The organism is Streptomyces sp. DSM 116793, from assembly GCF_057320905.1.
Genome location: NZ_CM170494.1, coordinates 3,241,890 through 3,262,304 on the forward strand (window position 1 = coordinate 3,241,890; position 20,415 = coordinate 3,262,304).

16 protein-coding genes are annotated in these 20,415 nt (G+C 70.9%); 12 read left to right on the plus strand and 4 right to left on the minus strand.

Annotated features, from left to right (window positions below; translation table 11 throughout):
• Positions 1 to 73 precede the first annotated feature (73 nt).
• Complete coding sequence (locus ACSMXW_RS12640; RefSeq protein ID WP_485806188.1) at positions 74 to 1,234, minus strand: cytochrome P450 family protein; 1,161 nt, start codon at positions 1,232 to 1,234, stop codon at positions 74 to 76.
• A gap of 340 nt (positions 1,235 to 1,574) precedes the next feature.
• Here ACSMXW_RS12640 and ACSMXW_RS12645 point away from each other — a divergent pair, with 340 nt between their 5' ends.
• From ACSMXW_RS12645 to ACSMXW_RS12655, 3 genes are all read left to right on the plus strand, one after another.
• Positions 1,575 to 2,342 carry an SDR family NAD(P)-dependent oxidoreductase gene (locus ACSMXW_RS12645; RefSeq protein WP_485806190.1) on the plus strand — a complete coding sequence of 256 codons (768 nt, stop codon included), beginning with the start codon at positions 1,575 to 1,577 and terminating at the stop codon, positions 2,340 to 2,342.
• Positions 2,343 to 2,638: 296 nt separating this feature from the next.
• Positions 2,639 to 3,823, plus strand: a complete 1,185-nt coding sequence (locus ACSMXW_RS12650) for an acyl-CoA dehydrogenase family protein (protein ID WP_485806192.1) — start codon at positions 2,639 to 2,641, stop codon at positions 3,821 to 3,823.
• 54 nt (positions 3,824 to 3,877) lie between these two features.
• Positions 3,878 to 5,338: a flavin monoamine oxidase family protein gene (locus tag ACSMXW_RS12655; RefSeq protein WP_485806194.1), complete on the plus strand. Its 1,461-nt coding sequence runs from the start codon at positions 3,878 to 3,880 to the stop codon at positions 5,336 to 5,338.
• Positions 5,339 to 5,477: 139 nt separating this feature from the next.
• On the opposite strand, the gene ACSMXW_RS12660 is transcribed toward ACSMXW_RS12655, so the two are convergent.
• Positions 5,478 to 5,999, minus strand: a complete 522-nt coding sequence (locus tag ACSMXW_RS12660; RefSeq protein ID WP_485806196.1) for a flavin reductase family protein — start codon at positions 5,997 to 5,999, stop codon at positions 5,478 to 5,480.
• A gap of 355 nt (positions 6,000 to 6,354) precedes the next feature.
• On the opposite strand from ACSMXW_RS12660, the gene ACSMXW_RS12665 reads away from it, so the two are divergent.
• Both ACSMXW_RS12665 and ACSMXW_RS12670 read left to right on the plus strand, forming a co-directional pair.
• Entirely contained in the window at positions 6,355 to 7,941 is a 1,587-nt protein-coding gene (locus ACSMXW_RS12665; RefSeq protein ID WP_485806198.1) for an aspartate aminotransferase family protein, read from the plus strand.
• A 159-nt stretch (positions 7,942 to 8,100) separates the two neighbouring features.
• The gene (locus tag ACSMXW_RS12670) at positions 8,101 to 8,457 is read left to right on the plus strand and encodes a winged helix-turn-helix transcriptional regulator (RefSeq protein ID WP_485806200.1); all 357 of its coding nucleotides are present in this window, start codon (positions 8,101 to 8,103) and stop codon (positions 8,455 to 8,457) included.
• 128 nt (positions 8,458 to 8,585) lie between these two features.
• On the opposite strand, the gene ACSMXW_RS12675 is transcribed toward ACSMXW_RS12670, so the two are convergent.
• Positions 8,586 to 11,093, minus strand: coding sequence for an ATP-binding protein (locus ACSMXW_RS12675; RefSeq protein WP_485806201.1), 2,508 nt, complete (start codon positions 11,091 to 11,093; stop codon positions 8,586 to 8,588).
• An 849-nt stretch (positions 11,094 to 11,942) separates the two neighbouring features.
• Between ACSMXW_RS12675 and ACSMXW_RS12680 the strand changes: the two genes are divergently transcribed.
• The 7 genes from ACSMXW_RS12680 (at position 11,943) to ACSMXW_RS12710 (ending at position 19,773) form a co-directional block, all read left to right on the plus strand.
• Positions 11,943 to 12,344, plus strand: a complete 402-nt coding sequence (locus ACSMXW_RS12680; protein ID WP_485806202.1) for a YybH family protein — start codon at positions 11,943 to 11,945, stop codon at positions 12,342 to 12,344.
• A gap of 401 nt (positions 12,345 to 12,745) precedes the next feature.
• Entirely contained in the window at positions 12,746 to 12,874 is a 129-nt protein-coding gene (locus ACSMXW_RS12685; RefSeq protein ID WP_485806204.1) for a hypothetical protein, read from the plus strand.
• Positions 12,875 to 12,877: 3 nt separating this feature from the next.
• Positions 12,878 to 14,725 (plus strand): fatty acyl-AMP ligase, encoded by a 1,848-nt coding sequence (locus tag ACSMXW_RS12690; RefSeq protein WP_485806205.1) that lies wholly within the window; start codon positions 12,878 to 12,880, stop codon positions 14,723 to 14,725.
• Positions 14,722 to 15,723, plus strand: a complete 1,002-nt coding sequence (locus tag ACSMXW_RS12695; protein WP_485806207.1) for a beta-ketoacyl-ACP synthase III — start codon at positions 14,722 to 14,724, stop codon at positions 15,721 to 15,723. Before ACSMXW_RS12690 ends, ACSMXW_RS12695 begins: the two co-directional genes overlap by 4 nt.
• A complete protein-coding gene (locus ACSMXW_RS12700) occupies positions 15,720 to 17,366 on the plus strand; it encodes an acyl-CoA carboxylase subunit beta (protein ID WP_485806209.1) in 1,647 nt (548 codons plus the stop codon). Before ACSMXW_RS12695 ends, ACSMXW_RS12700 begins: the two co-directional genes overlap by 4 nt.
• On the plus strand, positions 17,363 to 17,659 hold the full coding sequence (locus tag ACSMXW_RS12705) for an acyl-CoA carboxylase subunit epsilon (protein WP_485806211.1): 297 nt from the start codon (positions 17,363 to 17,365) through the stop codon (positions 17,657 to 17,659). Before ACSMXW_RS12700 ends, ACSMXW_RS12705 begins: the two co-directional genes overlap by 4 nt.
• Before the next feature lie 338 nt (positions 17,660 to 17,997).
• A complete protein-coding gene (locus ACSMXW_RS12710; RefSeq protein WP_485807984.1) occupies positions 17,998 to 19,773 on the plus strand; it encodes an acetyl/propionyl/methylcrotonyl-CoA carboxylase subunit alpha in 1,776 nt (591 codons plus the stop codon).
• A gap of 83 nt (positions 19,774 to 19,856) precedes the next feature.
• Here ACSMXW_RS12710 and ACSMXW_RS12715 read toward each other — a convergent pair whose 3' ends face one another.
• Entirely contained in the window at positions 19,857 to 20,342 is a 486-nt protein-coding gene (locus tag ACSMXW_RS12715; RefSeq protein ID WP_485806213.1) for a Rossmann-fold NAD(P)-binding domain-containing protein, read from the minus strand.
• Positions 20,343 to 20,415: the final 73 nt, after the last annotated feature.

Here is a 20,415-nt window from a genome sequence, read left to right on the forward strand (position 1 = left end):
CGCGGCCCGCCCACGCGGACGCCCCCGGATCACGGGATCACGGGGGCGTCTGCGTGGGCGGCCCTCCGCCGGGTCAGACCGTGGCCTTCACGCGGGTGTACACGGGCAGGGCGGCATGGCCGTTGGAGACGAACGACTCCAGCGGCTGGAGTTTCTCCGCGGACTCCGCCAGCGTCAGGTCAGGGAACCGCTCGAAGAGGGCCGGCAGCGCGACCAGCGCCTCCAGGCGGGCCAGCGGCGCCCCGAGGCAGTAGTGCACGCCGTGCCCGAAGGACAGGTGGTCGCCGCGGGTGGGCCGGGTGATGTCGAACTCGGCCGCGGTGTCACCGTGCACCTCGGGGTCGCGGCCCGCGCCTGCGAAGTTGATGAGGATGGCGTCGCCCTTGGCGATCACGGCGCCGTCCAGCTCGATGTCCTCGACGGCGTACCGCAGCGGCAGGCTGCCCAGCGGCGAGTGCGCCCGCAGGGTCTCCTCGACGACGTCCTCCCAGGACGCCCGGCCGGTGCGCACCAGGTCGAGCTGGTCGGGGTGGGTGAGCATGGCGCAGGTGGCGTGGTCCAGCAGGTTCACGGTCGTCTCGTGTCCTGCGGTGTACATGAGGAAGAGGGTGTCGATCAGCTCCTGCTCCGTGAGCGCCGTGCCCGCCCCGTCGTCGCCGTCCCGGGCCGCGATCAGGGCGCTGGCCAGGTCGTCGGCCGGGTTGGCGCGCTTGTAGGCGATGAACTCCGCCGCGAGTGTGTAGAGCGCGACCTCGTTGGCGCGGGCCTCCTCCTCGGACGACGCCGTCTGGAAGATGGCGGCCATCATGGTCAAGAGCTTGACGCGGACCTCGTCGGGTATGCCCAGCAGCTCGGAGATGACCTGGGTGGGCAGCGGGTAGGCGAACTCCTCCCGCAGGTCGAGCGGCTGGTCGCCCGGCCGGGCCGCGACACGGTCGAGCAGCTCGGCGGTGATCGCCTCGATGCGGGGTCGCAGCGCCTGGGTGCGGCGTGCGGTGAACGCCTTGGCGACCAGCTTGCGCAGCCGCGTGTGCTCCGCGCCGTAGGCGGTGATCATGTTGCGGTCCTGGACCCAGATGGACAGGGGCCAGGACCGGGCCAGCTCGCCCTCGCCGTTCTCCCAGGCGGGCCAGTGCCGGTACGCGTCGCGCGAGACCCGGGAATCGGTCAGCAGCCGCTTGATGAGCGCCTGGTCGGTGACGGACCAGGCGGGAACACCACCGGGCAGTTCCACCCGGGTCGCCGGCCCTCTTTGACGCAGAAGGGCCGCCTCGGCATGAATGTCTCGGCCCGTGGGATCGATGGCATACGGGCAGGATTGATTGGTCACGGTGTCTCCCGTCGGTAGGCAAGGCCGAACTCAGCAGTGGGGGTACGGGAAACACCAGCCTAGAGATGGCCCGTAATCCGTCGCTCACGTACCGGTCTTCCCCCTTGACTGCTTACCTGGAGGTAACCACTGACTTAGGAGTTCGTACTTGTGACCACACGCTTCCGTGGGTGAGGCTAGGTTGGCGACGCGAAGGCTGGCATTGGCTCATCGCTTTCCGCGCCATACACTTTGAGAGGGATTCATGGGAAATTACGCGGGCAAGAAAGCGGTTATCACCGGCGGCACGATTGGAATGGGCCTCGCCACAGCCAAGGCGCTGGTCGAGGCCGGCGGCGAGGTAATCGTCACCGGCCGGAACGAGAAGAACCTGGAGGCCGCTCAGACGGAACTCGGCGAAAAGGGCCACGCCGTGCGTTCCGACACGGCGGTGCTGAGCGACATCGAGGCGCTCGGCGGCACCGTCGAGGAGAAGTTCGGCCAGATCGACCTTCTCTTCGTCAACGCCGGCTTCGCCCAGCCGGGCCCCTTCGGCCATGTGACCGAGGAGCTGTTCGACAACACCTTCAACGTCAACGCCAAGGGCGCCTTCTTCACCGCCCAGCGTCTCGCTCCGCTGGTCAAGGACGGCGGCGCGATCATCTTCACGACGTCCATCGCCAATGACTCCGGCAACCCCGGCATGGGCCCGTACGCCGGCGCCAAGGCCGCGGTGCGGGCGTTCACCAAGGTCATCGCGGCCGAGCTGCTGCCCAGGAACATCCGGGTCAACGCCGTCAGCCCCGGCTTCATCCACACCCCGACCGCCGGTATCACGGGCGCCACCCCCGAGATGCTCCAGGCATTCGAGAAGGTGGGCGACACCATCACCCCGATGCGCCGCCACGGCTCGGCCGACGAAATCGCCCAGGCCGTGCTGTTCCTCGCCTTCGAGGCGACCTTCACGACCGGTTCCGAATTGAGCGTGGACGGCGGTCTCGGCCAGCGCATCAACCGCCCGCAGGGCCAGTAGGGAAAGACTGCTCCACCGGCCGGATTCTCGCCGTGTGCCCGGGTGTGCGCCCGGGCACACGGCTTTTCCGTGCCCGCGACAAATCCTTCCGCGGGGGTGGAGGAGTGCGTTCCGTGTCTGCCGCGCGGCGCCGGTCACCGATGTCGCCGGGCTCCCGAGAGCGACCGGTTACCGCGTCATGACTGCACCGGGGAGCCGCTCTGCAAAGCTTCCCCTGTTGCCCCTGACGGGTACCGGCGGGACGGCGAAAGGGCTTCTCCCGCACCCATGGCACATTGATGGACAAGGAGACGGCAATGGCCGCGCAGGCAGTTGACGTGGCATCCATGCTGGATGCCGTTCGTGGGATAGTCCCGAAGCTCAAGGAAAACGGTCTTGAGGCGGAGAATCGGCGCTGGCTCCCGGACGAGAACCTGGAACTCCTGGAAAAGGCGGGCGTGTTCCGCATGGCCACCCCGAAGGCCTTCGGCGGTCTGGAGTTCTCGGTCGCCGACCAGGCCGCCGTGCTCGCCGAGATCGCCCGCGGTGACGTCTCCACCAGCTGGATCGCCAGCGTCTGGGTCTCCAGCGCGTGGATGATCACGCTCTTCCCTGAGGAGATCCAGAAGGAGGTCTTCGCCACCCCGGACGTGCGCATCTCGGGAGGCTTCACCCCCTCGGGCGTGCTCACCCCCGCCGAGGGCGGCTTCGTCCTGAACGGCTCCTGGAAGTTCAACTCGGGCTGCCGCGGCGCCCAGTGGAACGTCGCCACGTCCATCGTCCAGCACCCGGACGGCACCGCGGAAGAGGCCATCGCGATGGTGCCGATGGGCGAGTTCACCATCGAGGACGACTGGCACACCTCGTCCGTCGCCGCGACCGGCAGCTCCACCTCCACCGCCACCGACGTGTTCGTCCCGGCCCACCGCGTGGTGCCGACCGACCCGGCGGCGTTCGAGGCCGCCCTCGCCGACCTGCCGGCCGACTGGCAGCCCACGGGCCGTGAGTACGGCCTGTACAGCTACATCATCTCCCAGGGCGTGGCCACGCTCATCGGTGCCGCGCGCGGCGCCCTGGACGCGTTCCTGGAGCGGCTGCCGGGCCGTGGCATCACCTACACCTCCTGGACCGACCAGAAGCAGCACCCGCTCACCCAGATCCAGGTCGCCACGGCGGAGGCGAAGATCACCGCCGCCGAGGCCCTGATGCACCGCACGTACGGGATCCTCCAGCGGCGGGCGGACGCCGGCGAGCAGCCCACCCTGGAGGAGAAGGCGGCGGTCCGCGGCCACAGCGCCTATGCGGTGCAGTTGGCCAAGGAGGCGGTGGACGTCCTCTACAACGCCAGCGGTGCCACCGCCATCCAGCGCAGGGTCCCCATCCAGCGGTTCCACCGCGACATCCAGGGCCTCGCCCTGCACGGAATGATCCTGCTCTCCTCCAGCCTCGAGGTGCACGGCCGCGTCCTGCTCGGCCTCGACCCCGACACCCCACTGCTCTAGTCCGACCGGTCCCCCGGCGCCCTGGCCGGGGGACGGCACACCTAAGGAAACACTGTGAACATAGTCAAGAACGTACCGTTCCCGCCGCGACTGCGGGGGTTGTCCCGGCGGACGGTACTCAAGGCGAGCGGGCTCACCGCCCTGTCGGCCGCGGCATCGACGGCCCCCGCCTTCGCCTCGTCGAACGGGACCGCCTCGGCGGACGGCGGCTACGACGTGATCGTCGTCGGCGCCGGCTACGCCGGTGTCACGGCGGCCCGCGAGCTGCGGGCAAAGGGCCTGAACCCGCTGATCCTGGAGGCCCGCGACCGGATCGGGGGCCGCACCTGGACCAGCACCTTCCAGGGGCAGTCGATCGAGCTGGGCGGCCAGTGGGTCGGGCCGACCCAGCCCCTCGTCAACGCCGAGCTCAAGAGGTACGGCATCGGCACCCTCACCGGCACCCCGCCGTCCCGCCTGATCATGCCGTCGGGCACCGCCTTCGCGGCGTTCCCGCCCGACGAGGTCGACTCCCGCTTCGGCACCCTGATGAACCAGCTCTTCGAGGGCGTCAGGGACCTGTTCCCGAACCCGACGGACCCGCTCAGCGCGCTCGACCTCGTCAAGGCGGTGGACGGCAAGTCGCTGCGGGACCGGCTGACCGAGTTGCGCCTGTCGACCGACGACGAGGCCTGGCTCAGCGGCACCACCGCCGGCTACTCCGGCGGATCCAGCGCCACCGGCGGGTACACGGCCCTGGCGCAGTGGTGGGCCCTGGCCGGATACGACCTCGCCGGCTACGACGCCGCCATGTCGCTGCGCATATCCGGCGGCATGGTCGCCCTGCTCCAGGCCATGCTGAACGACGCGCAGGCCACGCTGAAGCTGAACTCGCCGGTGACGAAGGTGGTCGACGACGGCACCGCGGTGAAGGTCACCGTCAAGTCCGGCCAGGTGTACAGCGCGCGTGCGGCCGTGATCGCGGTGCCGGTGAACGTCTGGAAGACCATCAGCTTCTCGCCCGGCCTGCCCTCGGTGCACAACCAGGCCACCACGCAGGGCGTCGGCGTGCCGTACAGCAACAAGCTGTGGATACGGGTCAGCGGCCTCACGGACCGGGTGGCGGCGCGCGGCAAGGAGGGCAGCCCCTTCACCACGCTGCTCTCGCAGGCCGCCGTCTCCAGTGATCAGCTCCTGGTGGCCTTCAACGGCCTGCCCGTCGTGGACGGCTCCGACAAGGCGGCGGTGCAGGACGCCGTCCGGATGTTCCTGCCCGGGGCGACCGTCGTCGATGTCCTCGCGCACGACTGGGGCAAGGACCCCTACGCGCTCGGCGGCTGGGCGCTGCGGCGCCCCGGACAGCTCACCACGCAGCTGCCGGCCATCCAGCAGCCGAACGGCCGGGTGTCGTTCGCGACCGGCGACATCGCCAGCGGATGGGTGGGCTTCGTGGAGGGTGCCATCGAGTCCGGGCTGCGCGCCGCGGGGCAGGCACTGAAGACGGCGCTGAACGGGGTGCACCGCACCGCCGCCTGACACCTCTCGACACGCACATGGAGCCGGCTCCCCGCGGGGAACCGGCTCCACCGCGTCAGGGCGGCGGTGGCCCGGGCATCCGGCGCGCCGGATGGGGGAACTCACCGACGAGTGACGACGAGTCAGCGGATGCGACGTGTCAGCGGATGCCGGTGGCGCCCGCGTGGAAGTCGCCGTCGAAGAAGAGCAGGCCCTGCCGACCGGGGCCGCGGGTCGAGCGCAGCACCGAGCCGATGAATATCGAATGGTCGCCGGAGTCGTGCGAGTCGGCCAGCTCGCACTCCAGCCATGCCAGCGCCCCCGCCAGCAGCGGCGCCCCGGTGTGCGGTCCCGGCCGCCAGTCGACCGACTCGAACTGGGTGGCGCCGAGCGGGCGCGACTTGTCGGCGAAGTACCGGGCCAGGTCCTCCTGGTCGGCCCCCATGATGGACACGGCGAACCGCCGTTCGGACGTGATCGCCTTGTGCATGACCGCACTGTGCGCCACACAGCACAGCACCTGCGGCGGCTCCAGCGACACCGAGCTGAAGGCGTTGGCGGTCATGCCGTGCATGTGCTCCCCGCCCACCGTGAGCGTGACGACACCGGTCGTGAACCGTGCCATGGCCGCGCGCAGGGCGGCGGGCGCCTCGATGGACGTGGCGAGTTCCTCGTCGGACATGTCGTCCTCCCGTCGTTCGCGAGTTCCCGGACAGCCCGCACACGGCCCCGGGGCACGGCGCCACCCGGTCGAGCCGGGTCTCGTCCATCGGCAGGGGCGGGCCGGTCTCCCACCGACATACTGAACCGAGTCCCCGCCAACATATCGGCGCGGCGCCCGGCCGCCTCCATTCGCAGGTCATCCCGTACTAACCTGCGCCGTGTTCCCGCGTTTACCGCGGCGTGACCGCACATTGGCACCAGAAAGGCGCGCCTCCCGTAAAGTCGGATCGATATGTCGGGCCCATCCGCAAGTCAGGTCCACGGGCCCGCCTCCAGCTCTGTCACGCCGCCAGCCGCAAAGAAATGGGGCCGATATGAACGCGCCGTCGTCCGGAGTGGAACTCGCGGAGCCGCAGATGCTCCAATTCCTGTCATTCCTCGGAATCGACGTCGAGTATGTGCGCGGCGAGCGCAATACGCTCTGGTTCCGGGACGAGAACGGTCAGGAGGTACCGGTACTCGACTACGCGGGCGGATATGGTGCCCTGATACTCGGCCACAACCACCCGGACATCGTCTCGGCCGCCCGCGCCTTCCTGGACGGCGGTGCGCCCGTACTCGCGCAGGCCGCACGGCAGACGCCGGCAAGCCGCGTCGCAGAGGCGCTCAACCGAATCGTCCAGCGCGAATTCGGCGCGGGAGAGCCCTACTACGCGGTGTTCTCGAACAGCGGCGCCGAATCCGTCGAGGTGGCCCTGAAGCACGCCGAATACGACCGGGTGCTGAAGGTGCAGGCACTCCAGGCGGAGATCGCCGACCACGTCGAACAGGCCCGTGCCGCGGTGGCCGCCGGCAGCGCCACGGTAGCGGCCGGGGCGTTCCGCGCGGTCGGTCCGGGCGCCGGCGCGCCGGCTCCGGAGAGCTTCGAGGACCTGGCGGCCGCGGTGCAGCGGCACAACGCCCGGCAGGCCGAGCGGCCCCCGCTGTTCCTCACGCTGGAGGGCGGCTTCCACGGCAAGCTGGTCGGCTCGGTCCAGCTGACGCACAACGCCTCGTTCCGGCTGCCGTTCTCCTCGATGGCCGCACAGGCCCGGTTCCTGCCGTTCGACCAGCCGCAGGCGGTGGCGAAGCTGACGGAGGAGGAGCGGGCGACCGCCTTCGACCTGACCGTCGAGTCCGGGGAGGTGCGGGTGGTCGAGCGGCCCTTCCCGGTGTTCGCCGCATTCGTGCTGGAAGTCATCCAGGGCGAGGGCGGGATCAAGGTGGTCGGCGAGGAGATGGCGCAGGCGATCCGGCGTGCCTGCGACGCGGTGGACTGCCCCGTCATCGTGGACGAGATCCAGAGCGGCATGGGCCGCACGGGAGCCTTCTTCGCCAGCTCCCTCATCGGGCTCAAGGCCGATTACTACACCCTCGCAAAGGGCCTGGGCGGCGGGATCGCGAAGGCCGCCGTGACGCTGGTGAACGGCAGCAGGTACCGGAAGGAGTTCGAGCTGGTCCACAGCTCCACCTTCGCCAAGGACGGGTTCTCGAGCGCGCTGGCCCTGCGCACTCTGGAGATCATCGAGGGCGGGGACGGCGAGGTGTACCGGCTGGCCGGGAAATGGGGCGACCGGCTGATGGCCCTGTTCACGGCGGTGCGCGACGAGTTCCCCGACGTGGTCAGGGACGTGCGGGGCAAGGGGCTCATGCTGGGCCTGGAGTTCCACGACCAGTCAGGCTCGGAGGCGGCCGGAATCCGGGAGGCGGCCGGCGCCGACATCCTCGGCTACGTCATCTCCGGCTATCTCTTCCGGGCACACCGCATTCGCACGTTTCCCACCGCAAGCGCCGTGAATACGCTCCGTTTCGAACCGTCCGTGTACCTCGCCGACGCGGAGATCGACCGGCTGGCCGCCGCTCTGCGCACGCTCTGCACGGTGCTCCGGGAAGGGAACGAGCAGGCGTTGTTCAGCGTCTGACAGTACGGCAGCCCACGGCCGATTGCCGCCGGTTTTCAGCCACTTAACGGCTCGTTACACCTATCTCGCGCTCGGCCCGGCAATGTGCTGCGATACTCTGACGCCGCCGGTTCACCTGCACTTGACGGGGCCGCCTGGTATGAAGGCAGGGGTGGGAAAATGAGCGTGCGAGCACGGCCGGTTTACTGCGGTCTGGACGCCGCGATGGAAGTCATCAGCGGCAAGTGGAAGGTCCTCATCCTCTGGGCCCTCCGCCAGCAGTCACACCGGTTCGGTGCGCTGAAGCGGCTGGTGCCGGGAGTCAGTGAGAAAGTGCTGATCCAGCAGTTGCGTGAGCTGGAGGCGGACGGCATCGTCCTGCGCACCACATTCGACGGTGCGCCGCTGCGGGTGGAGTACTCGCTGACCCCCAGGGGCCTCGCGCTCAACGAGGCCCTGGAGCCGCTCGGCGCGTGGGGCCGCGAGCATCTGCCGCCGCGCCAGGAGCGCGTCCGGGCCAAGGGCGTGGAGGCCTGACCCCGCGCCTGGAAGGGGCGCGGGGAACCGGACGACACCCCGCCGGCCCGCGGCCGGCCAGGAGCCCTCGCCGGGCAGCGCCCCTTCCGGGGCGCCACCCCGCAGCCGGTGGGCCCTGAGGGACCGACTCAGCCGGCCACCTGGCAGGACCGGCCCGCCCTGAAGTGCCGCGGCGGCTGAATGGACAGCAGGGAGCGGATGAACTGCCTCCGGTCATCCTGGCGCTCCCCGAGGCGGACCCTCAGGGCCCGGCGGAACCACTTCGCCGGGTCCTTCGCCTCCGTCCTGGGATCTTCGGGCAGCAGAGAGTCGAGCAGTTGGTCGACGGCCGCGTCCGACAGCGGATCCAGCGTGAGCGTGGTGACGTGCCGCTTGCCGCCGCCCCACCCCGGGCGCAGCCGGAGCAGCTCGGAGCGGGCGGTGGCCACCACCAGCAGCGGGACGCCGGAGAAGTCCGCAAGACCCGCGACGAAGTTCAGCGCCCCGTCGTCGGCACGGTGCAGGTCGTCGACAAGCAGCACGAGCGGCCGGTCCAACGTGGTGTGTTCCAGGAACCGGCGCCAGGCGTTCAGCTCGTCCTCGATGTCGGCCGGCGGCACCGAACCGGGCTCGGCGTCCACGAACTGGCCGAGGCACGCGAGGAGCCTCGCCACCCGCTCCTCGTCGTCCACCAGGCCGGCCAGACGGTCGGCGAGCTTCTCGCGCGCGACCGACGACGGGTCCGTCGGCTCGATGTCGCACAGCGCGGCCACCAGCTGGCGCTGTATCGCGAAGACGCCGTCGGCGGAGGAGCGCGGCGAGCGGCCCAGGCTGAGCCGGGCGACATGGGAGCGCCCCGTGACGGTGCGCCCGAACTCGGCGAGGAAGCGGGTCTTGCCGATGCCCGGGTCGCCGAGGACGGTGACGAGGTGGGGGGTCGCCCGGTAGCGGGCCCGCTCCAGCAGCTCGGTGAGCAGCGACAGCTCGAACTCCCGCTCCACCGTGGGCATCCTGAGGTTGCCCACGAAGTCCCGCCTGATGCCCTGCACCGTCCAGTGACCCGCTCCGTCGGCGTCGCTCGGGACGCGGTAGGCGATCATGGCCTGGGTCGCGCTGCGGGTGCTGTCGCAGGTGCGTATCTCGCCGGGACCCGCGCAGGACAGCAGGGAGTCGCAGGTGTTCAGTAGCTCGCCGGTGATGGACAGCGGCTGTGCGGAGTCGTCGGGCCGGTAGCGGAGCACGGCCTTGCCGGAGGTCACGGCGGCCCGGAAGGACAGGGCCACGCCCAGGCCCGACGGTACCCCCGGCAGGACGTCGGCCCTGAACCCGTCGCGGATCGCCAAGGCGGCGAGCACCGCGCGTTCGGCGTCGTCGCCGCTCTCGTCGCCGGGGTCGAAGACGGCCATCAGGATGGATCCGATCGCCGCGGTGACCGTGCCGCCGAAGTACTCGATGTTCGCGTGCACCCAGCGGGAGGCGCTTTCGAGTAACTCGTCGACGGCCTCGCCGTCCCCGTCCACGATGCTGGTGTCGAACTGGGTGCGCATCAGGAGCACGCTGACGCGACGGCGTCCGCTCGCCGGCGGCTTCGGCGCGCGCTGGACCGTCGCGGGCCGTCTGCTGTCCGGCGCCTGGACCGCCTGGCCGACCGCCACGGCCACCCGGTCGGGCGTGGGTACCACGGCCTGAACGAGGGGGGCCTGGACGACGGGCAGCCGCGTGGGTGCCCCGCCGGTGCTGCCGTCCAGCTGGTGGGCCAGCACGCCGAGGGCCTGCTGGGCGCCGGACCCCGCGGTGGGCAGCTGGGCGGGCGCACCGCGCCCGCCTGCCCTCACCACCTCGCTCACCGCGGACGCGGTCACGGGTTCGGCGGCCACCGGGGCGATCGCCACCGGTGCGGCCACGGGTCCGTTGGTCACGTGGGCGGCCGCCACCGGTCCGATCGGCCGCGGGGTGTTCGCCGGGGCGCCCGGCACGGGCGCCGGCCGGTGCCCGTGCTGCACGGGGGCGTTCAGCCGGGGGTCGTGGTTGAGGATCGCTTGCTGGAGGTTCTGCAGCTCACGGCCCGGCTCCAGCCCCAGCTCCTCCACGAGCATCGCACGGATCCGGCTGTATACGTTCAGCGCGTCCGCCTGCCTGCCGCTGCGGTAGAGGGCGATCATCAGCTGTCTGCTGGAGCGCTCACGCAGCGCGGTGTCCTCCACCATCGCCTCCAGTTCGCCCAGCACCGCGTGGTGTCGGCCGAGGGCCAGCTCCGCGTCGAAGTAGTCCTCCATGGCGTTCAGCCGGGCGTTCTGGACGGTGGACAACTCGGGCCAGGCGATGCCGGCCTCCACCAGGTCCGCGAGGACGGGCCCCCGCCACAGGCCCAGCGCCTCCCGCAACAGAGCGGCGGCCTCCTCGGGTCTCCCCTCGGCCAGTGCCTCCCGGCCTCTTTCCGCCTTGGCCTGGAAGCGGTAGAGGTCGACGTCCTCGGGGTCGACCATCAGTTTGTACCCGGGCGGCTGGGTGACCAGCGGGCCCGGGACGCCGTTCCCGCAGGACGAGTTGAGTGCCCTGCGCAGGCCCCACACGGCGTTCTGCAGGATCTTCCGCGCGGACGTCGGCGCGTCGTCCACCCACCACAGAGCATCAAGCAGTTGGCTCGTCGAAACCACCCGGTTGACCTGGAGAAGTAGATATCCGAGGGTCGCCCTCTGCTTTGTGCCGCCCAAGCCGAGAGGACGACCATCGTCCAAAGCCTCCAGAGGTCCCAGGACGCGAAACTGCACGGCTCCCCCTTGTCGCTCGCAAAAGACGTGTTGGCTGGTAGAAACCCTGTTTTAGTCGCTGATCCATGCGGGCTACGTCGGCCGCACTCTCCACCCGTACCGTCATCGAAAGGGAAAGGCGCCGCACCGAGTCTCCTCGGCCGCACAGGGGCCGGAGACACGTGGTCAAGGACTCGGACAGGCGCGTTCAACTGGCCACTTTCGGCCACCGCGGGTAATTTTCAGTCGATGACGGCCGTCCTCTACATGAAGGCTTCCGCAGTCGGGGGCCGGGTGGACCGAGTAGTGCGGAATGTTAAATTCCAGCAAAACCCGGGAGGCGCCCCCATCCCCCCATCAGGGCTCGTCGGTTGAACCGTGCACCAGATAGGCATTGCTGCGGCACACCCTTCCCGTCACTGACTAAGGTCGACCTTAAACCGCCGCGGACCCAAAGGTAAGTACTGACCTCCAGGTAACCACTTACCTTGTGGTAAGCAATACCAACCAGTAATGAATAAGACGGCGACAACGTGTGAACGCGGGGCCGCTCCCACCGGGGGGAGGCCCGCGGCCGAAGCCCCCGCAACGGATACACAATCCCCTGCCCATTGCCGGGTAATCGGCAAGTCACCGGACGCCCGATTAAGCGAAGTTACCCTACCGTGACCACGTGAAGGTCGAATTCTGCAAGGCTTCCCAAAGTCGGGTTTCATCCACCCAGCACGCACACACGGAGAGTGGGAGCACAATTACATGAGCAGCCTCATCGACTTCGAAATCCCCGATGACCCGGACAAGCAGAACGAGCTGTTCGTCCGCATCTTCAACTCGGGAGATGGCGCCCTGTACGACGCCATGTACACCGATGACGCGATCTCGAACATCTCCGGAGCGCCCTTGTCGGGCCAGGAGCGTACCGCGTTCTTCAAGGAATTCCTGGCCACCGGGCCGAAGATCGACTCGCGGGTGGTCCAGTCGTACACCAACGGCGACACCTCCCTGCTGATCGTGGACTACTCCCTCGACATCCCGGGCCCCGACGGCCAGTCGGTGCACATGCACGGCACCTGCACCGATGTTCTGATCCGCAATGCGGACGGCGATTGGCGACTGGCCATCGACCGTCCCGTTCCCGACGAGGAGCACGCCGCCTGAACGTGCCGACTGCCTCTGTGCCCGGGGCGAGCCCCTTCCCGAGCGCAGAGGCTCTTTCCTGCCCTTCTGCGTTTTTCCGATTCCGCCATGTCCAGCTGCCCGTCATTCTTTACCGGCAGGCCAGAGCATGCGGTTACTGCGACATGACCGCATACCCGGAAGGTGAATGCAGGCCGCCGATACGGCGTCCGGTGCCGCGTTTGTGCGGCACCACACACCTCGCGGAGGAACAGGTTATGGACCATCGGGCGGGGACCGGCCCAACGCGCGGAGGCGGATCGGATGCCGAACCCGGTGACCGGCAGGAGGGCCGGCACGACCACCACGACGAGGGCCGGAACGACGGCGCTCCCCTCCCATGGCCGGCCGATTCCGGCTCCCGGCTCGCGCCGGAAGCGGATGTGAGCCTGATACCGAGCCACCGCGAGTTGCTGCTGGCAGCTTTCCTTCCGCAGTTCGCACTGCCCACCTCCCCCACGGCGACGTCGTATCCAGGCACGGCAGGCGCCAGGGCCGACAAGGAGACCTGAAACGTGACCACTACCGGAGTCGATCCGCACGTGGACGTACGCACTCTTCCCGACGCCTTGCGCCTGCGCAGCGCGAAGCAGCCCGACGAGACGGCCTATGTGTTCCTGCGGGGCGGCGAGGAGCCCCAGGAGTCGCTGACCTACCGGGAACTCCACGACGCCGCCTGCCTGCGGGCCGGGGCGTTCGCCGCGGCGGGGCTCGCCGGCCGGAGCGCCGTGCTGCTGTACCCGTCGGGGCTGGAGTTCGTGCGGACCCTCCTCGGGTGCATGTACGGACGGGTGGCCGGCGCCCCGGTGCAGGTGCCCCGTCGCCGTGACGACGTGCTGCGGCTGCGCCGGATCGCCGACGACGCGGGCATCACGACCGTCCTCACCACGACCGACGTCGCCCGGGACCTCCGGGAGCGCTTCGGCGGCCTGCCCGCGCTCCGCGGGCTCACCCTGCTGGCCACCGACGACCCCGGACTGTCGGGCGGCCCGGGCGGGCTCCCCGCGGGCCCGGGGCCCGAGGACATCGCCCTGCTCCAGTACACGTCCGGCTCGACCGGGAGCCCCAAGGGGGTCATGGTCAGCCATGCCAACTTCCTCGCCAACGTCGTCGAGACCGACGAGCTGTGGCCGTGCGAGCCGAACGGCACGGTGGTGAACTGGCTGCCGCTCTTCCACGACATGGGCATGCTCTTCGGCGTGGTCCTGCCGCTGTGGGCGGGCATCCCCTCGTACCTGATGGCCCCCGAGGCGTTCATCCGCAGGCCGGCCCGCTGGCTGGAGGCCATCGCCCGGTTCGGCGGCACGCACGCCGCGGCGCCGAGCTTCGCCTATGAGCTGTGCGCCCGCGCCGCCGCGGAGGGCAGGACCGGGGACGTGGGCGACCTGTCCCGCTGGCGGGTGGCGGCCAACGGCGCCGAACCGGTGCGCTGGGCGGCGATCCGGTCGTTCACGGCCGCGTTCGCGCCGTACGGCTTCGACCCGCGCGCGATGTGCCCCGGCTACGGCCTCGCCGAGAACACCCTCAAGGCCACCGGCACCCGGCAGGACCGGGAGCCCGCGGTGCTGTGGCTGGCAGCCGAGGCGCTGCTGGACGGCATCGCCAAGCCGCTCGACGAGTCGGCGGACGGCGCCGTGCCGCTGGTCAGCAGCGGTGCCACGGTCTCCCGCACCCGGGTGCTGATCGTGGACCCCGCCACCCGGCGGGTGCTTGAGGAGGACCGGGTCGGCGAGATCTGGATCTCCGGGCCGTGTGTGGCGGGCGGCTACTGGGGGCGGCCGGAGGAGAGCGAGGAGACGTTCCGCGCGCGCCTCGCGGACGACGACGGGTCCGGCGCGGCGGACGGCCCCGGTGCGCCCGGCGGTTCCGGCACGCCCGCCGGGTCCGGTACCGCCGGCGGCTTGGGCGAGCCCCACCTGCGCACCGGCGACCTCGGCTTCCTGCACGACGGCGAGCTGTACATCACCGGCCGGATCAAGGACGTCATCATCCGCAAGGGCCGCAACCACTACCCGCAGGACATCGAGCTGTCGGCCGAGCGCGCCGTGCCCGGCCTGCACCCGAACTGCGCGGCGGCGTTCTCTTCCGACGACGGCACCCGGGAACGCCTGGTGCTGGTCGTCGAGGCGGACGGCCGGGTCCTGAAGTCCTTCGACGCGGACGCCGTGCGCGGCCGCATCCACGACGCCGTCCGCGAGGAGCACCGGATCACACCGGACGACATCCTGATCGTGCGCCGCGGGACGCTGCCGAAGACCTCCAGCGGCAAGGTGCAGCGCAGGGCGTGCAAGAAGCGCTACGAGGACGGCGAGCTGGCCCCGGTGGCCGCGCCCGCGCCGGCCGGCACCGTGGGGGAGGCGTGATGGCCAGGCTCCGGCTGCCCGAGCGGCGCCCCGGGTCCCGCATCCTCGGCGTCGGCGTGTACCGGCCCACCCGGGTGGTGGGCAACGACGAGATCTGCGCCCGCATCGACTCCAGCGACGAGTGGATCCGCCGCCGGTCCGGCATCGTCACCCGCCGCTTCGCGGGTCCCGACGAGACCGTGATCAGCATGGCGGCGGAGGCGGCCCGCAAGGCGATGGCGCAGGCCGGCACCGACCCGGGCGACGTCGGCATGGTGCTGCTCGCCACCATGTCGTTCCTGGAGCAGGCGCCGGCCGCCGCGCCGCGCGTCGCCCATCTGCTGGGCGCGCGCTCCGCCGGCAGCCTGGACGTCAGCGCCGCCTGCTCCGGCTTCTGCTACGCGCTGGGCCTGGCCGACTCCCTGGTCCGCTCGGGCGACGCCCGCAACGTGGTGGTCGTCGGCTCGGAGCGGATGAGCGACATCATCGATCCAACCGACCGCGGCACCGCGTTCCTGTTCGGGGACGGCGCCGGGGCGGTGGTGGTCGGCCCGTCCGACACGCCGGGCATCGGCCCCGTGGTGTGGGGCTCGGACGGCGCGCGGCACCATGTGATCGCCCACGACCGCTCCTGGCTCGACACCCGGGACGGCGACGGGCCCTGGCCCTACATGCGCATGGCGGGTCCCGAGGTGTTCCGCTGGGCGACCCGGGTCGTGCCGGAGATCGCGCGGGACGCGCTGGACCGGGCGGGCCTTGAGACGGCGGACCTGGCGGCCTTCATCCCGCACCAGGCCAACGTCCGCATCATCGACACCGCCGCGAAGTCGCTGGGCCTCGCCCCGCACACCGTGGTGGCCAGGGACGTCGTCACCGCGGGCAACACCTCGGCCGCGTCCATCCCGCTGGCAATGGACCAGTTGCTGGCCCAGGGCACGCTCTCCAGCGGCGCCCCCGCGCTGCTGGTCGGCTTCGGCGCGGGGCTGGCCCACGCCGCCCAGGTGGTGACGCTGCCATGACGCACGAGGGTGCCGCCGGGACACGCGACGAAGAGCCCGGACGGCAGGAGGGTGCCACGACGCACGGGAGCGCGCCCGCCCCGGCCACCACGGCGGGGCGCCTCGCGGAGCTGGCCCGGCGCAGGGCCGAGCTGGAGCGCCCGTTCGACGAGCAGGCGGTGCTGCGCCAGCACGCCAAGGGCAAGCTGACGGCCCGTGAGCGCATCGAGGCGCTGCTCGACCCGGGCTCCTTCACCGAGCTGGACGCCCTGGCCCGGCACCGCTGCCACAACTTCGGCATGGCGGAGCAGCGGCCGTACGGCGACGGCGTGATCACCGGCTACGGGACCGTCGAGGGACGCCAGGTGGCGCTGTTCGCCCAGGACTTCACCGTCTTCGGCGGCAGCCTGGGCGAGGTCTACGGCGAGAAGATCATCAAGGTGATGGACTTCGCCCTGCGGGCGGGCTGCCCGATCATCGGCATCAACGACTCCGGCGGCGCCCGCATCCAGGAGGGCGTCGTCTCCCTCGCCTACTACGCCGAGCTGGTGCGACGGCACGTCGAGGCGTCCGGGGTCATCCCGCAGATCTCCCTGATGACGGGGCCCTGCGCGGGCGGTGCCGTGTACGCGCCCGCCATCACCGACTTCGTGGTGATGGTGGAGGGCATCTCGCACATGTTCGTCACGGGACCCGAGGTGCTGCGCGCCGTCACCGGCCAGCACGTGGACCGGACGGAGCTGGGCGGCGCGCACAGCAACAACGCCGTCTCGGGCAACGCGCACTACCTCGCCCAGGACGAGAAGGACGCCTTCGAATACGTCCGGCTGCTGCTCGGCTACCTGCCCGCCAACAACATGGAGGACCCCCCGGTCTACGGCGGCCCCGGCCGGCAGGACGCGCCCACGGAGGCGGACCTCGCGCTGGACACCCTGATCCCGGACGACCAGAACCGGCCGTACGACATGCTGCGCGTCGTGCACGGCGTCCTGGACGACGGCGAGCTGCTGGAGGTCCAGCCGCTGTTCGCCCGCAACATGATCTGCGGCCTGGGCCGGGTCGAGGGCCGCAGTGTCGGCGTCGTCGCCAACCAGCCGATGCACATGGCCGGCGCGCTCGACATCGACGCCAGCGAGAAGGCGGCGCGCTTCATCCGGATGTGCGACGCCTTCCACATCCCCGTCCTGTCGTTCGTGGACGTCCCCGGCTTCCTGCCCAGCGTCGAGCAGGAGCAGAGCGGCATCATCCGGCGCGGCGCGAAGCTGATCTACGCGTACGCGGAGGCCACGGTCCCCATGGTCACGGTGGTCACCCGCAAGGCGTACGGCGGCGGCTACGGCGTGATGGGCTCCAAGCACCTGGGCACGGACGTCAACCTGGCCTGGCCCACCGCCGAGATCGCCGTCATGGGAGGCGAGGGCGCGGTGAGCGTGCTGCACCGGCGCACGCTCCAGCGGGCGGCGGACCCGGTCGCTGAACGCGCCCGGCTCCGCGAGGAGTACGAACGGACGCTCTGCAACCCGTATGTGGCCGCCGAGCGCGGCTACGTCGACGTGGTGATCATGCCGCACGAGACCCGCGCCCAGGTGGCGAGGGCGCTGTGGGCCCTGCGGGACAAGCGCAAGACGCGGCTGCCGCGCAAGCACGGGAACATCCCACTGTGAGCGGGCCGGCAGGCGCGGCGGACGGCGCCGCGGGGTCCGCGGGGTCCGCGGGGGAGTCGTCTGCCGAGCTGCGGGTGACGCGGGGGCGCCCGACTCCGGAGGAGCTGGCCGCGGCCCTCGTCGTGATCCGGGCGCTCACCGCGGCACGGACCACGGGATCGGGGTTCGGCCCCGGCCCGGAGGGTACCGGCACCACCGGAACCTCCGGGGCGCGCGGCGGCCGGCTGGCCGCCCTGCGCCGGCCGCTCACCGTGCGCGGTCCGGGCGCCTGGCGGCGGAGCGGCTGGTCGTGAGGGCCCCGGGACGACCACGGGCGGGGCACCGCACGGCGCGGCACGGTTCACTGGCGGGGGCGCCGTGCGGCGCGGGAGAGCCGTGAACCGGGCCGTCGTACGGCGCGGGAGAGCCGTCAGCCGGGCGGCCGCCGGGCGCGGGACGAGCGAGAGCCGGACCGCCGTGCGGCGGCGCGGGGCGCAGGGCGCGGGGCGCGGCGCGCAGGGCGCGGGGCGCGGCGCGCAGGGCGCGGGGCGCGGCGCGCAGGGCGCGGGGCGCGGCGCGCAGGGCGCGGGGCGCGGCGCGCATGAGCAGGGCGACAAGGGACAGGACTTCCGGGAAGAGAAGGGGAAGCATCGTGCGTAAGGTGTTGATCGCCAACCGTGGTGAGATCGCGGTCCGTGTGGCCCGGGCGTGTCGGGACGCGGGTATCGCGAGTGTGGCCGTCTACGCCGATCCGGACCGCGACGCACTCCACGTCCGCGCCGCCGACGAAGCCTTCGCCCTGGGCGGCGACACCCCCGCCACCAGCTACCTGGACATCACCAAAGTCCTCAGCGCCGCCAAAGACTCCCACGCCGACGCCATCCACCCCGGCTACGGCTTCCTCTCCGAGAACGCCGACTTCGCCCAGGCCGTCCTCGACGCCGGCCTCATCTGGATCGGCCCACCCCCCACCGCCATCCGCGACCTCGGCGACAAAGTCGCCGCCCGCCACATCGCCCAACGCGCCGGCGCCCCCCTCGTCGCCGGCACCCCCGACCCCGTCACCGGCGCCGACGAAGTCCTCGCCTTCGCCGAAGAACACGGCCTGCCCATCGCCATCAAAGCCGCCTTCGGCGGCGGCGGCCGCGGCCTCAAAGTCGCCCGCACCCTCGACGAAGTCCCCCACCTCTACGAATCAGCCGTCCGCGAAGCAGTAGCCGCCTTCGGCCGCGGCGAATGCTTCGTCGAGCGCTACCTCGACCAACCCCGACACGTCGAAACCCAGTGCCTCGCCGACCAGCACGGCAACGTCGTCGTCGTCTCCACCCGCGACTGCTCCCTCCAACGCCGCCACCAAAAACTCGTCGAAGAAGCCCCCGCACCCTTCCTCACCGACGAACAGAACCGACAACTCTACACCGCCTCCAAAGCCATCCTCAAAGAAGCCGGCTACGTCGGCGCCGGCACCGTCGAATTCCTCGTCGGCAACGACGGCACCATCTCCTTCCTCGAAGTCAACACCCGCCTCCAGGTCGAACACCCCGTCACCGAAGAAGTCACCGGCATCGACCTCGTCCGCGAAATGTTCCGCATCGCCGACGGCGAAGTCCTCGGCTACGACGACCCACCCACACGCGGACACGCCCTCGAATTCCGCATCAACGGCGAAGACCCCGGCCGAAACTTCCTCCCCGCCCCCGGCACCGTCACCACCTTCACCCCACCCACCGGCCCCGGCGTCCGCCTCGACGCAGGCGTGGAAACCGGCAGCGTGATCGGCCCCGCCTGGGACTCCCTCCTCGCCAAACTCATCATCACCGGCGCCACCCGCGAACAAGCCCTCCAACGCGCCGCCCGCGCCCTCGACGAATTCCACATCGACGGCATGGCCACCGCCCTCCCCTTCCACCGCGCCGTCGTCCGCGACCCCGCCTTCGCCCCCGAACTCACCGGCTCCAAAGACCCCTTCACCATCCACACCCGCTGGATCGAAGCCAGCTTCAACAACACCATCACCCCCTTCACCACCCCCACCGAAACCCCCGAAACAGAAGACGACACCGGACGCGAAACAGTCGTCGTCGAAGTCGGCGGAAAACGCCTGGAAGTATCCCTGCCCGCCAGCCTCGGCATGTCCCTCGCCCGCACCGGCCTCGCCGCCGGAGCCCGCCCCAAACGACGAGCAGTCCGCAAATCCGGACCCGCCACCTCCGGCGACACCCTCACCTCCCCCATGCAAGGCACCATCGTCAAAATCGCCGTCGAAGAGGGCCAGGAAGTCAAAGAAGGCGACCTCATCGTCGTCCTCGAAGCCATGAAAATGGAACAACCCCTCAACGCCCACCGCTCCGGCACCATCAAAAACCTCACCGCCGAAATCGGCGCCTCCCTCACCTCCGGCGCCACCATCTGCGAAATCAAGGACTGACGGGGCGCCGGAGCGGCCTGCGCCCCGCAGACGCCGGCCCCCGGCGCCTTACGGGCGGCCGGCCGGGCGGGCGGGCGGTTCGGTTACGCCGTCGGCGTGGCGAAGTAGTGGCCCTCGTCCAGGTCGGCGATCAGGCCCGGGTGGGCCGGGTGCCAGTCGAGCAGGTCCCGGGTGCGGGCGCTGGAGGTGGGGTTGTCGAGCTGGACGAGCCGGCCGAGGAAGGCGAAGTGCTCGTCCGCGTCCCCGGGGGCGACGGGCTTGACCGGAACGTCCAGGTTCCGGCCGATGGCCTCGGCGATCTCCCGGAACGGGACGCCCTCGTCGGCGGTCGCGTGCAGCCGTGCGCCGGCGGGGGCCTTCTCCAGCGCCAGCCGGTACAGCCGCGCCGCGTCCAGGGTGTGGACGGCCGGCCAGACATTGGTGCCGTCACCCACGTATCCCGCGAAGCCCTTCGCGCGGGCCGTCGCGATCAGCGTCGGGCCGAAGCCGTGGTGGTCGAGCGAGCTGTGCACCAGCGGCGCGAGGCGGACGAACGAGGAGCGCACGCCGCGCTCGGCCAGCCCGACCACCGTGTTCTCCGCATCGACGCGGGGGCCCCGACTCCAGCACGTCCTGCTCCGTACCCGGACGTCCCGTGCCGCC

Coding starts and splice junctions, on each gene's coding strand:
- ACSMXW_RS12665 (WP_485806198.1), top strand. CDS start 6,355: ATGAACGCGCCGTCGTCCGGAGTGGAACTCGCGGAGCCGCAGATGCTC.
- ACSMXW_RS12660 (WP_485806196.1), bottom strand. CDS start 5,999: ATGTCCGACGAGGAACTCGCCACGTCCATCGAGGCGCCCGCCGCCCTG.
- ACSMXW_RS12680 (WP_485806202.1), top strand. CDS start 11,943: ATGAGCAGCCTCATCGACTTCGAAATCCCCGATGACCCGGACAAGCAG.
- ACSMXW_RS12670 (WP_485806200.1), top strand. CDS start 8,101: ATGAGCGTGCGAGCACGGCCGGTTTACTGCGGTCTGGACGCCGCGATG.
- ACSMXW_RS12645 (WP_485806190.1), top strand. CDS start 1,575: ATGGGAAATTACGCGGGCAAGAAAGCGGTTATCACCGGCGGCACGATT.
- ACSMXW_RS12650 (WP_485806192.1), top strand. CDS start 2,639: ATGGCCGCGCAGGCAGTTGACGTGGCATCCATGCTGGATGCCGTTCGT.
- ACSMXW_RS12700 (WP_485806209.1), top strand. CDS start 15,720: ATGACGCACGAGGGTGCCGCCGGGACACGCGACGAAGAGCCCGGACGG.